This window comes from Kitasatospora sp. NPDC094019 (genome assembly GCF_044764505.1).
Taxonomy (GTDB): domain Bacteria; phylum Actinomycetota; class Actinomycetes; order Streptomycetales; family Streptomycetaceae; genus Kitasatospora.
In genome coordinates this window covers 324,840-337,191 of the sequence record NZ_JBIWIF010000001.1, presented here as the reverse complement: position 1 = coordinate 337,191, position 12,352 = coordinate 324,840, and the positions used below count along the sequence as shown (strand labels likewise).

Genomic DNA, 12,352 nt, shown 5'->3' with positions numbered 1-12,352 from the left:
AGGTCACGCCCCTGCCTTGGAGAGGGCGACGGTGTCGCCGGTGGACTGCGCCGGGATGTCGGCCTCGTGGAATTCGAGTTGGCGGCGCCGGTTGGGGATGAGGCCCTCGGGGCGGACCCGCATGAGGACGATGAGGGCGATGCCGAAGGCGAGCAGCTGGTAGTCGGCGAGGAATTCGAGCTTCTTCGGGATGAGGAAGAGCAGGGTGGCGCCGGCCAGGGGGCCGCTGATGGTGCCCATGCCGCCGAGGATGACGGCGGCGAGGAGGAACGCGGAGTTGGGCGGGAGGGCTTCGGCGAAGGTGTACTGGTCGGGGGTGACGGTGTAGCTGACGTGGGCCTGGACGGTGCCGGCGAGGCCGGCCAGGCAGGCGCCGAGGGCGAAGGCGAGGAGCTTGAGGCGGAAGCCGTTGATGCCCATGGCCTCGGCGGCGGTCTCGTCCTCGCGGATGGCGACCCAGGCGCGGCCGATGCGGGAGTTGCCGACGCGGGCGAAGATCAGGACGACGACGGCGGTGACGACGAGCATCAGCAGGTAGTAGTTGGAGAACCGGCCGAGTTCGACGCCGAAGATGGTGGTGGGCTTGCCGAGGTTCCAGCCGAGGATCTCCAGGTCGGGGATCCGGGGGATGCCGTTGGAGCCGTTGGTGATCTTCGGGCCGGTGGTGCCGTTGAGGTTGAGCATGGTGATGCGGAAGATCTCGCCGAAGCCGAGGGTGACGATGGCGAGGTAGTCGCCGCGCAGTCGCAGGGTCGGGGCGCCGATGACGACGCCGAAGACCATGGAGACGACGGCGCCGGTGAGCATGGCGCCCCAGAAGGGGAACTGGACGTGGATCGGCGAGGCGGGGGAGCCGGAGACCAGGGCGGCGCTGTAGGCGCCGACGCCGAGGAAGGCGACGTAGCCGAGGTCGAGCAGGCCGGCCAGGCCGACGACGATGTTCAGGCCGAGGGCGACGGTGGCGAAGATCAGGATGTTGGTGGCGACGGAGGTGTACTGGTCGCTGGTCTGGGTGAACGGGAAGCTGGCGGCGGCGGCGAAGGCGGCGCCGGTGGTGACGGTCTGGTACTTGACGGTCAGGGCGCGCAGCCGGGGCAGCAGGCCGGAGCGGCCGAACGCGGCGACCACGGAGGCGGCGAGCAGCAGGTAGCCGGTGAAGAGTTCGCCGTACTCGGTGTCGATGCCGAAGGTGATGGCGAACAGGGCGACGGCGAAGGCGACCACGATCAGGGCGACCTCGACCCAGGACGGCAGTTCGCGCGGGGCGGGCAGTGGCCGGTGGACGGTGCCGAGCCGCAGCCAGCTGTTGGCGACGTGGCCGAGCTGGACCAGGAGGACGGCGCCGGTGGCGATGGCGAGGCCGCCGGCGAGGGCGGTGAGGACGGGGGCGACCGGCTTGTCCTCGGGGATCGCGTGGGTGGCGAACCAGACCACGGGGGCGATCGGGACGAGCAGGAACAGCCGGCGGTCGAGGATCCGCAGGGGGACGGTGGTGCGCCGGTCGAGCGGCAGGCCGAGGGAGCCGGTGAGGGCGAGCAGGGAGCCGGTGGCGAGGACCCAGCCGCCGGGTTCCAGGTTGGCGAGGCCGCCGAGGTCGGTGGAGATGGAGATCACCGAGAACCAGCCGACGGCGACGGTGCCGGCGGCGGCGAGGAGGACGGCGTTGCCGCTGCGGCGGGGGGCGGCCCAGCGCAGGCCGGGGACGCCCTGGGTGGCGAGGAGGAGGACGAGGGTGGCGAGTCCGGCGGTGAGGGCGAGCCACTGGAGGCCGGCGGGGGAGCCGTAGAAGGTGAGGTCGCCGGGGTACTCGGAGGTCCAGGTCCAGGCCATCAGGGCGGAGGCGGCGGTGGCGGTGGCGCCGAGGCCGGTGAGGAGGACGGCGGTGCGGCCGGGGAGGGCGATGACCGGGGTGGTCTCGGTGCTGCTGGTGGTCATGGTGCTCACACCCTGTCCGCGACGCGCGCGCCCAGCAGGCCCTGGGGCCGGACGAGCAGGACGACGATGAGGAGTACGAAGGCCCAGACGTCCTTCCAGGCGCCGCCTCCGAAGAGGTGCATGCCGGGCAGGTGCTGGATGTAGCCGGTGGCGAGGGCCTCGGCGAGGCCGAGGGTGATGCCGCCGAGCATGGCGCCGTAGATGTTGCCGATGCCGCCGAGGACGGCGGCGGTGAACGCCTTGAGGCCGAGCAGGAAGCCCATCCGGAAGTCGACCTGGCCGCTGCGCAGGCCGTAGGCGACGGCGGCGACGGCGGCGAAGGCGGCGCCGATGGCGAAGGCCATGACGATGATGCGGTCGGTGTCGATGCCCATCAGCTTGGCGGTGTCCGGGTCCTGGCTGGTCGCCTGCATGGCGCGGCCGGAGCGGGTGCGGGTGACGAACCAGCCGAGGGCGAGCATGCAGACCGGGGCGGCGATCAGCAGGAAGATGTCACTGCGCTGGATCGCGACCGAGCCGATCTCGAAGGGGTCGCCGGGGATCTTCGGGAAGACCCGGGCCTTCTTGGCGTCCGGGTAGAAGGCGAAGACCAGTTGCTGGAGGGCGATGGACAGGCCGATCGCGGTGATCAGCGGGGCGAGCCGGGGGGCGGAGCGCAGCGGCCGGTAGGCGAAGCGCTCGGCGGCGACGGCGGTGAGGGTGGAGACCAGGATGCCGGCGATCAGCATCAGCGGTAGGGCCAGCCACAGGGTGGTGCCGCCGGGGAGGGCGAGGTAGGCGGTCAGGGCGCCGAAGCCGCCGACCATGACGATCTCGCCGTGGGCGAAGTTGATGAGCTGGACGATGCCGTAGACCATCGTGTAGCCGATCGCGACGAGGCCGTAGAGGGCGCCGAGGATCAGGCCGTTGGCCAGCTGCTGCGGTAGGTCGTGCACCGCTGGGCCTCCGTTGTGCGTGTGGGGTGTCCGCGTGGGTGGTGGATGTGGGTCCGCGCGGGGGCACTCGTGGCGCCCCCGCGCGGTAACTCCGACGTGCTGTGGCGTTGCTGACTTCGGGTCAGGTGAGGGTCAGCCGCTGAAGGTGCCGGACTTCTCCACGGCCCACTTGCCGTCCTTGACGGTGTAGACGGTGAGCTGCTTGTTGGTGGTGTCGCCGAACTCGTCGAAGGAGACCTTGCCGGTCACGCCCTCGAAGGAGACCTTCTGGACGGCTTCGACGACCTTGGCGCGGGGGCTGTCGGGCAGCTTGCCGTTGTTGGCGGTGACGACGGCCTTGACGCCCTGGATGATGGCCCAGGCGCTGTCGTAGGAGTAGCCGCCGTAGGTCTCGTAGGCGTCCTTGTAGCCGGCGGCCTTGTAGTCGGCGATGAACTTGGCGGCGGTGGGCAGCTGCTCGACGGGCAGGCCGACGGCGGTGGCGAGGTCGCCCTGGCCCTTGGGGTTGAGCTTGATGAAGTCGCCGCTCTGGATGCCGTCGCCGCCCATCAGCGGGATGTTGACGCCGGCGTCCTTGAGCTGGAGCGAGAGCGGGCCGGCGGCGGGGTACTCGCCGCCGTAGTAGACGGCCTCGGCGCCGGAGGACTTGACCTTGGTGACGACGGCGGCGAAGTCGCGGTCGTCGGGGTTGACGTGCTCCTCGCCGACGATCTGGCCGCCGTTCTTGACGAACTGGCCCTTGAAGGTGGCGGCGAGGCCGGCGCCGTAGGTCTTCTGGTCGTCGATGAGGAAGACCTTGGTCTTCTTGGCGTCCTTGACCAGGTAGTCCGCGGCGAAGGGGCCCTGGACGGCGTCGGTGGTGGCGGTGCGGAAGTAGCTCTTGAACGGGCGGGCCTTGACGCCGCTGGCCCACTTCTCGCCCTGGCTGAGGGCGACGCCGGTGTTGGCGGGGGAGATCTGGACGAGGTTGGCGTCGTTGAAGATCTGCTGCATCGACTGGGCGACGCTGGAGTTGAGCGGGCCGACGACGCCGATGACGTCCTTGTCGCCCACCAGCTGGGTGGCGTTCTGCTGGCCGGGGGCGGGCTTGCCGGTGTCGTCGAGGCCCTTGATCTGGAACTTGACGCCGGGGACCTCGTTCTTCTCGTTGGCCTGCTTGACCGCGAGCTCGACGGAGTTGCGGATGCCGAGGCCGAGGGCGGAGAGGTCGCCGGTGAGGGGGGCGTCGACGCCGATGGTCACGGTGGTGGAGCCGCCGGCCTGGCCGCTGTCCCCGGACTTCTTGTCGTCGCGGGAGCCGCACGCGGTGAGGCTGAGGGCGCCGATGACGGCAATGCTCACGACAACTGCTGAACGATGACGCACGGGGGGTCCCCTTCGGTTCAGGAGGGCGCCGCGCCTGAACGGCGGGAGCCTGGATGCGCGGTGGGCCTGGCCCATTCCGGTGGCGCGGTGACTGGCCGTGACTCTAGATGCCGGTCGGCGGCTCTGGCAGTGCTGCGGCGAGGCTGTGATTCTCTTGTTATGAGCACACGGAGAAGTTGTCTCACCATGTGGTCGTTCCGGCTCGACCGGTCCGCGCGGGCCCCAGTATTTCCACGCCAACCGGGGCCATGTAAGGCGTAGAAGGGCAGGTGACTCCTGAACTCACCGATTATCGGACAAGAGCGTCCGCGTCCTTGGGCTCGGGCGTATGCGTCCGAATATCGGACGATCGGTGTCGCCCGGCACTGTTTTCGGGTGGATGCGGCCCCCCGGGGTCCTCAACCGCTCGGATTTCCTAGTTGTTACGCACGGTTACATCGCCGCGAACGGTCGGACATGCCACCGCCCCCTTGTCCAGACCAACGACTTCCCAGCGTTGTCGAAGGTCAAACAAGGGGGCGGGCAAGGGATTTGACGGAGAATCGGCTCAGAGGTCGCGCAGCATGCAGGTGAGGCGGCAGCTGGTGACCCGCTTGCCGGTGTCGTCGGTGATCGCGATCTCGTAGGTGGCGGCGGTGCGGCCCTTGAACACCGCGGTCGCCACGCCGGTGACCAGGCCGGAGGTCGCCGAGCGGTGGTGGGTCGCGTTCAGGTCCACGCCCACCGCGTACCGGCCCGGGCCGGCGTGCAGCATCGCCCCGACCGAGCCGAGGGTCTCGGCCAGCGCCGCCGAGGCGCCGCCGTGCAGCAGCCCGTACGGCTGCTGGTTGCCGTCCACCGGCATGGTGCCGACCACCCGGTCGCCCGATGCCTCGACGATCCTGATGCCCAGCTTGTCGCCCAGCCGGCCGCCGGAGAAGGTGGCCGGGTCCACGCCGAGCTTGGCGAAGTGGTCCAGCATCTCCTGCGGGACGTCGATCAGGGGGGAGACCGCGGCGGTGCCGGGGGCGCCGTCGCCGTCGGCGCCGGGGCCGGTCTCGGAGGCGGTGTCGGGGGCCGGATCGGTCATGGGGGAGCTCCTGCCGCTCGGGGGTCGCGTCGTCGTGCTGCCTGTGATCGTACGACCGTCCTACTCGGCGGTAGTGGCGGTGGTGGCGGAAAACCGGAGTGGCGCCCGGGGCACGAGCGCACCCGCGGGGCGCCCGCCCCCGGCGTGCCCCTTTTGTCAGTGGCGGGCCCTAGGATCGGTGGCCGGTAGTGGAATCGGCAGGAACGGACGTTGACGTGGCTACGCAGAGTACGGACAAGGGCGCGGCGGGTGGTGGCGGAGCCGGATCGCGGCCCCGCCTGATGCTGCTCGACGGGCACTCCATGGCCTACCGGGCGTTCTACGCGCTGCCCGTGGAGAACTTCAACACCTCCACCGGCCAGCCCACCAACGCGGTGTACGGCTTCGCGTCGATGCTCGCCAACACCGTCCGGGACGAGGCGCCCACCCACCTGGCCGTCGCCTTCGACCTCTCCCGCCAGACCTTCCGCTCGGTCGAGTTCCCCGACTACAAGGCCAACCGGGCCAAGACCCCGGACGAGTTCCGCAGCCAGATCGGGCTGATCGGCGAGCTGCTCGACGCGATGCACGTGCCGCGGCTGACCGCCGAGGGCTTCGAGGCGGACGACATCATCGCCACCCTGGCCACCGCCGCCGAGGCGGCCGGCTACGACGTCGACATCGTCACCGGCGACCGCGACTCGCTCCAGCTGGTCACCGAGCACATCACCGTGCTGTACCCGACCAAGGGCGTCTCCGAGCTGACCCGCTACACCCCGGAGAAGGTCGCCGAGAAGTACGGCGTCACCCCCCGCCAGTACCCGGACCTCGCCGCCCTGCGCGGAGACCCGTCCGACAACCTGCCCGGCATCCCCGGCGTCGGCGAGAAGACCGCCGCCAAGTGGGTCAACCAGTTCGGCTCCTTCGACGAACTGGTGGCCCGGGCCGACGAGGTCAAGGGCAAGATCGGCGAGAAGCTCCGCGAGCACCTCGACTCGGTCAAGCGCAACCGCGTCCTGACCGAGCTGGTCCGCGACGTCGAACTCCCGCTCGGCGTGGCCGACCTGGCCCGCGCGCCGTTCGACGCCCCGGCCGTCACCGCGCTGATGGAGACGCTGGAGTTCCGCAACGCCAACTTCCGCGACCGCGTCCACGGCATCGACCCGGCCGCCGCCGAGCCCGAGGCCGCCGAACTCGCCCCCGGCGTCGAGGTCGACGGCGAACTCCTCACCGACCCCGGCACCCTCGCCGCCTGGCTGCGGGAGCACGCCGCGGACAAGAACCCGGTCGCGCTGGCCGCCGTCTACCGGTGGGCGCTCGGGGCCGGCGAGGTCTCGGAGGTCGCGCTGGCCGCCGGGGAGACGGCGGCCTGGTTCGACCCGGCGCTGCTCGCCGAGGAGGACGAGCGCGCCTTCGCCGCCTGGCTGGCCGACCCGGCCGCCCCCAAGGCCCTGCACATCGCCAAGCAGGTCATGCGGGCCTTCGCCGAGCGCGGCTGGACCATCGAGGGCGTCGTCGCCGACACCGCCCTCGCCGCCTACCTGGAGAAGCCCGGCCGCCGCACCTTCACGCTGGAGGTGCTCGCCGAGGAGTACCTGGCCCGCTCGCTCACCCCGGCCCCGGCCGCCGAGTCCGGCCAGCTCGCCTTCGACGCCCCGGAGGAGGACCCGGCCGCCGGCGCCCAGGCGCTGATGCTCCAGGCCCGCGCCGTGCTCGACCTCGCCGCGCTGTTCGACACCCGGCTCGCCGAGGTCGGCGCCACCGGGCTGCTGCGCGACATGGAGCTGCCGATCGCCGCCCTGCTCGCCCGGATGGAGCGCACCGGCATCGCCGCCGACCGCGACTGGCTGACCGGCCTGGAGGCGCAGTTCGCCGCCGAGATCCAGCGCGTGGTCGAGGAGGCGCACGCTGCCGCCGGCCACGAGTTCAACCTCGGCTCGCCCAAGCAGCTCCAGGAGATCCTCTTCGGCGAGCTGGCGCTGCCCAGGACCAAGAAGATCAAGACCGGTTACACCACCGACGCCGACGCGCTCACCTGGCTCGCCACCCAGACCGACAACGAGCTGCCGGTGATCCTGCTGCGCCACCGCGACCAGGCCAAGCTGCGCACCACCGTCGAGGGCCTGCTCAAGACGGTCTCCCCGGCCGGGCGGATCCACACCACCTTCAACCAGATGGTCGCCGCCACCGGCCGGCTCTCCTCGCAGGACCCGAACCTGCAGAACATCCCGGTCCGTACCGAGGAGGGCCGGATGATCCGCCGGGCCTTCGTGGTCGGCGAGGGCTACGAGTCGCTGCTCACCGCCGACTACTCGCAGATCGAGCTGCGGATCATGGCCCACCTCTCCGAGGACGAGGCGCTGCTCGAAGCCTTCGCCAGCGGCGAGGACCTCCACACCACCGTCGCCTCCCAGGTCTTCGAGGTCCCCGGCGAGTCGGTCGACGCCGAGATGCGCCGCAAGATCAAGGCGATGTCCTACGGCCTCGCCTACGGCCTGTCCGCCTACGGGCTCTCCCAGCAGCTCGGCATCAAGCCGGCCGAGGCCCAGGGCCTGATGGACACCTACTTCGAGCGCTTCGGCGGCGTGCGCGACTACCTGCACCGGGTGGTCGAGGAGGCCCGCGCCACCGGCTACACCGAGACCCTGCTCGGCCGCCGCCGCTACCTGCCGGACCTCAACAGCGACAACCGCCAGCGCCGGGAGATGGCCGAGCGGATGGCCCTCAACGCCCCGATCCAGGGCTCGGCCGCCGACATCGTCAAGATCGCCATGCTGCGGGTGGACGAGGCGCTGCGCACGGCCGGACTGGCCTCCCGGATGCTGCTCCAGGTGCACGACGAAATCGTGCTGGAGCTCGCCCCCGGTGAGCGGGAGCCGGTCGAGGCGGTCGTCCGCGAGCAGATGGCCGGCGCCTACCCGCTGCGGGCCCCGCTGGACGTCTCGGTCGGCGTCGGCGTCAACTGGGAGGTCGCCGCGCACTGACGCTTCGTCAAAAGACCCCGGGCGGAGCTTCGTCGAAGCGTCGCCCGGGGTCTTCTCGGTGCCGGGGGGCGGTTCTACCCTGGTGGGTATGCCTGCCGCTGAGGTGCTCCGCCCCGGCCGTGACGGGGCCACCGTCGACCTCGTGTTCGAGGCGGGCGGGGGATCCTGGCCCGCCGCCGTGCTCCTCGTGCTGCGCGCCCTCTTCGTCCTGCCCGCCACGGGCATCGTCTTCCTCCCGGTCGCGATCGTGGTCGTGGTGGTCGCGGTGATCGTCGGCGCCACCCTCGTCGCCGCGGCGACCGTCTGTGCGCTGCTGTGGCTTTCCGGCGCGCTGATCCTGTGGGTCCTCCTCGCGGTCTCCGAGCTGCGCTCGGTCCGCCGGGTGGAATTCGCCCCGGCCGGCACCCCGACCGAACTGCGGTTCGTCCGGGGTGCCCGGGCCGGCGCCTGGGCCCCGATCGCGGACCTGCGGCGCGTCCAACTGCACGAGTCCGTGGAGGAGCCCTACGAGGGCGACCCCGCGCCCGCCGTCCACGCCCTCACCGTCACGGTGGTCACCACGACCGGCGGCGAGGGTCCGCGCAGCGCGCCGAAGGGCACCGACGCCGACGCGCTCCAGCGCTCACTGGAGGACCTGCTCGGCCCGGCCGGCGTGCCGGTGGTGCGCCGCACCGAACGCCGCGTCCGCCGCAAGCCCCACGTCCCCGCCGGCAGCTGGGTGTACGGCGGCTCGGGCTCCGCCAACTCCGGCGGGTTCTCCGGTGGCGGGTGAGCCGGTGGGAGCGGGCCGGCGGGAGTCCGCCGGTGCGGATCCGGGGGCGGGCCGCCCGGGGCGACCCGAGAGCGTCCGGGTCCGCCGTCGCGGGCCCTGCGCCGAGTCCGTGACGGAGCGGGTGACCGTGCGGGTGGGGCCGGAGTCGGCGGGGTGGTGATGCCGGTGCGGATCAGGAAGCGATCGGCGCTGAGCCTGCACGGCACGGTACGTTCCTGGGTGCTGACGGTCCGGCCGGGCGGCGGACGGTGGCTGCGCGCGGGGTGGATCGGCCTCTCGCGGGTGGCCCTCGGGTTCGGCCTCCAGGTGTGGTGGATCCCCGCCTACATCCCGCTGATCCTGGTACTCCCGTTCGTGCTGGAGCTCGACCCCCGCACCAATCTGGCGATCGTCGGCGGCACCTACCTCCTGTGCTCGCTCGGGTGGGGAATCCGGGCGACGGCGGGCCCGCTCCGGGAGCTCCACCACCTGGAGTTCGGCCCGCCCGGCGCCCCCGACCGGTTCCGGACCGTCGGGCCCGGGCCGGCCGGCCGGTGGCGGCCGCTGGCGGAGCTCGAAGGCGTGCGGATCGTCCACCTGGGCACCCGGCCGGTGGCGGGCCGACCGGCACCGGAGGACGGCAGGTGGAAGGTGTCGGTGTCGGTGTCGGGACATCGGCCCCACTCGTCCTCCTGCGAGGGTGTCGGCGACCCCCGGGCCGTGGCGGCGGAACTCGCCCGGCTGCTCGAACCGGCCGGAGTCCCGGTGGAGTTCGTCGACGCCCGGCGAACGGCGCGGAAAATCCCCGCGGCGGCGCGCCCGCCCGCCGCCGCCCGTCCCGGCGGAGCCGCCCCCGTGGACGCCGTGCCCGTGGACGCCGTGCCCGCCGCCGTTCCGCCCGCCGATGCCCCGCCGGAGCAGCGGTCCTGAGCCCTGGGGGTGGGGCGCGGGCGGCCGCGCGGACGTCCTCGCGCCCGGGAGTCCGTGCGTGCCCGCAGGGATCCTCGGGTCCGTCGCGGTGGGTCCGAGGGGTTGATACCGGGTCAGGGAGCCTCTTCACTTGTCATGGCGCCGCCGTCCTTGATCGTGGGCGGTGCCACCCGCTCCGACGCCTCACTGCTCCGATGCTCCGCCGCTCCGATGCTCCGCCGCTCCGACGCCTCACCCGACGAGTCTGGAGATCCCCTCATGTCCCAGTCCCGCCTGCGGCGCGCCGTTGTCGCGCTGACGGCCCTGCCCCTGCTCGCGCTCGGCGCGGGCCAGGCCGTGGCCGCCCCGGCCCCCGTCCCCGCCGCCCCCGCGTCCGCCTCCCCGGTCGCCACGATCGAGGACGAGGCCGCCCGCACCCTGGCCGCCTCCCTCGCCGACCCCGCCCTGCGCGAGCGGCTCCGCTCGGCGACCGCCGCCGCGCCCGCCGGCGCCGAACTCGCCCCGCTGGCCGCCGGCCTGCCCGGCGCCGCCGCCCGGACCCTCGCCTCCACCACCGCCCGCGCCGACCGCGGTGTCGCCGCCGCCAAGGGCCTCGGCGCCGACCTCGGCCCGCTGCTGCGGGTCCAGCTGGCCGACCCGTCGATGCGGGCCGCCCTGGACGCTGGCGCCGCACCGCTGGTGGCCACCGCCGGCACCGACGACCACGCCCGCACCGTCCGCGCCTACGACACCGCCGGCCGGGCCCACACCCTGGACGCCGCCGCCCTGCCCACCCGCCCGGTCTACCTGGTCGACATCGACACGGCCAAGGCGCTGACCGCCGGGATCGACCTGCTCCAGCGGGAGTTGACCGCCCGGGGCGTCGGCTCCGCCGCGCAGACCGCCGCCGCGCAGACCGCCGCCGCGCAGTCCTCCGCCGCCCGGGCCGCGGCCGGCTGGTGGGGCACCAAGATCACCTCCGTCCGGGTGAACGACGACGAGGAGCCCTGGTTCAAGGGCGCCGCCGAGATGTTCAGCCTGGTCTCCGGCTTCGGCCAGGACGGCAAGGTCCGGGTCGACTCGGTCGCCATGCCGTACCTCCAGTACGACGGCACGACCTACTACCCGAACCAGATCCTGGTGAACTGGTCGAACTACAAGTACAACCTGGCCGACGTGGTCCTGATGGAGGACGACGGCGACACCAACTACCTGGCCCTCGCCCAGGCCGTCGCCGCCGTCCTGCTCACCATCGCGGACCAGGGCGCCTACATCCCGCTCGTCAACGCCGTCCTCGCCGCCCTGCCCACCTCCTGGTGGACCGACGACCCGGACTACGTGGAGTCCTGGTACACCCTCGCCCGCACCAGCACCGGGCAGCTCAACGGGGCCCGGGGCAACGGCTGGATGACCGTCGAGCCGTACTGGGTCAGCCAGCTCTGACCGCCGCCGTTCCACGGCCGGTCCGACGGCGCGCGCGGGTGCGTCGTCGGCCCGGCCGGTCCGTCGTTGATCAACAGGTGTCACGGACTCAGTTCCGTACTACCGTGGGCGCGATGACCATGGAATCGACTTCGACCGACCGGCCCGCCACCCCGGCCGGGGCACCTGCGCTCCAGGCCCGCAACTCCGCCGCCTACTGGACCGCGACCGGCGTGTCCCGGGGGCACGAGGTGATCCGCCGCCGCGGATTCGTCGCCGTCGACGGCGACGAGCGCGCGGGGCAGCGGATCCTGATCCAGGAACCCGACCTCGCCCCGGGCGAGGTGGCCGAGTTGAGCGAGCTGGTCCGCCGTTCCGCGGGCCCGGTGACCGTCGAGGACCCGTTCGGCTCGACGGACCTGAGCCGGCTCGGCCTGCGCACCTGGCAGATGCCGATCATGCTGCGCCTGCCCGGCCCCGTCGAGGCCCCGGCGCTGGACGTCACCCGGGTCCGGCGGCCCGAGGACCTCCGGGCGGCCGAGCGGGTCGTCATCGAGGGCTTCGACCTGGACGGCTTCGAGCCCTACCGCCCCGGCGAGCTGTTCCCGGAGGCGCTGATCGAACAGCCGGGCGTGGACGTGTTCATCGCCTCGGTCGACGGCGTCACCGCGGGGGCCGGCGTGAGCGTCGTGGCCGACGGTGTCGCCAGCCACTACTGGATCGCCACTTCCCCGGCCTTCCGCTCCCGCGGCGTGGGCCGGGCCGTCATGCTCGGCGCCCTCGCCCACGTGACCGACTTCCCCGCCACCCTCACCGCCTCCAGGCTGGGCCGCCCGCTCTACGAGTCGCTGGGCTACACCGTGACCTCGCCCTCGACCTGGTGGGCCACGCCGTCCGGCACGGCGTAGCGACGCGACCGCGCCGGTGGCTCACGGTCACCGCAACTGCGTTCCGTCATCGGGACGTTGAGCCTTCAAAGGCATCGCGGTGACGGGCAGAGTGC

At 72.5% G+C, this 12,352-nt stretch carries 9 protein-coding genes; 5 read left to right on the top strand and 4 right to left on the bottom strand.

What is annotated here, in order from left to right:
* Positions 1-3: 3 nt before the first annotated feature.
* The 4 genes from ACIQ9P_RS01580 to ACIQ9P_RS01565 all read right to left on the bottom strand — a co-directional run bounded on the left by ACIQ9P_RS01580 (position 4) and on the right by ACIQ9P_RS01565 (position 5,196).
* Positions 4-1,935, bottom strand: a complete 1,932-nt coding sequence (locus ACIQ9P_RS01580; RefSeq protein WP_402347933.1) for a branched-chain amino acid ABC transporter permease — start codon at positions 1,933-1,935, stop codon at positions 4-6.
* Positions 1,936-1,940: 5 nt separating this feature from the next.
* Positions 1,941-2,870, bottom strand: coding sequence for a branched-chain amino acid ABC transporter permease (locus ACIQ9P_RS01575; protein ID WP_402347930.1), 930 nt, complete (start codon positions 2,868-2,870; stop codon positions 1,941-1,943).
* Positions 2,871-3,002: 132 nt separating this feature from the next.
* Positions 3,003-4,235, bottom strand: a complete 1,233-nt coding sequence (locus tag ACIQ9P_RS01570) for a branched-chain amino acid ABC transporter substrate-binding protein (RefSeq protein ID WP_375969910.1) — start codon at positions 4,233-4,235, stop codon at positions 3,003-3,005.
* A gap of 547 nt (positions 4,236-4,782) precedes the next feature.
* On the bottom strand, positions 4,783-5,196 hold the full coding sequence (locus ACIQ9P_RS01565; RefSeq protein ID WP_045940274.1) for a PaaI family thioesterase: 414 nt from the start codon (positions 5,194-5,196) through the stop codon (positions 4,783-4,785).
* A gap of 389 nt (positions 5,197-5,585) precedes the next feature.
* On the opposite strand from ACIQ9P_RS01565, the gene polA reads away from it, so the two are divergent.
* The 5 genes from polA (at position 5,586) to ACIQ9P_RS01540 (ending at position 12,257) form a co-directional block, all read left to right on the top strand.
* Entirely contained in the window at positions 5,586-8,267 is a 2,682-nt protein-coding gene (gene polA / locus ACIQ9P_RS01560; protein WP_402349803.1) for a DNA polymerase I, read from the top strand.
* A gap of 88 nt (positions 8,268-8,355) precedes the next feature.
* The gene (locus ACIQ9P_RS01555) at positions 8,356-9,039 is read left to right on the top strand and encodes a hypothetical protein (RefSeq protein ID WP_402347926.1); all 684 of its coding nucleotides are present in this window, start codon (positions 8,356-8,358) and stop codon (positions 9,037-9,039) included.
* 165 nt (positions 9,040-9,204) lie between these two features.
* Positions 9,205-9,948, top strand: a complete 744-nt coding sequence (locus tag ACIQ9P_RS01550) for a hypothetical protein (protein WP_402347924.1) — start codon at positions 9,205-9,207, stop codon at positions 9,946-9,948.
* Positions 9,949-10,206: 258 nt separating this feature from the next.
* A complete protein-coding gene (locus ACIQ9P_RS01545) occupies positions 10,207-11,370 on the top strand; it encodes a DUF3103 family protein (protein ID WP_402347921.1) in 1,164 nt (387 codons plus the stop codon).
* Positions 11,371-11,483: 113 nt separating this feature from the next.
* Entirely contained in the window at positions 11,484-12,257 is a 774-nt protein-coding gene (locus ACIQ9P_RS01540; RefSeq protein WP_402347918.1) for a GNAT family N-acetyltransferase, read from the top strand.
* The last annotated feature ends 95 nt before the right edge of the window (positions 12,258-12,352 follow it).

Coding starts and splice junctions, on each gene's coding strand:
- ACIQ9P_RS01580 (WP_402347933.1), bottom strand. CDS start 1,935: ATGACCACCAGCAGCACCGAGACCACCCCGGTCATCGCCCTCCCCGGC.
- ACIQ9P_RS01565 (WP_045940274.1), bottom strand. CDS start 5,196: ATGCTGGACCACTTCGCCAAGCTCGGCGTGGACCCGGCCACCTTCTCC.
- polA (WP_402349803.1), top strand. CDS start 5,586: ATGCTGCTCGACGGGCACTCCATGGCCTACCGGGCGTTCTACGCGCTG.
- ACIQ9P_RS01555 (WP_402347926.1), top strand. CDS start 8,356: ATGCCTGCCGCTGAGGTGCTCCGCCCCGGCCGTGACGGGGCCACCGTC.
- ACIQ9P_RS01545 (WP_402347921.1), top strand. CDS start 10,207: ATGTCCCAGTCCCGCCTGCGGCGCGCCGTTGTCGCGCTGACGGCCCTG.
- ACIQ9P_RS01540 (WP_402347918.1), top strand. CDS start 11,484: ATGACCATGGAATCGACTTCGACCGACCGGCCCGCCACCCCGGCCGGG.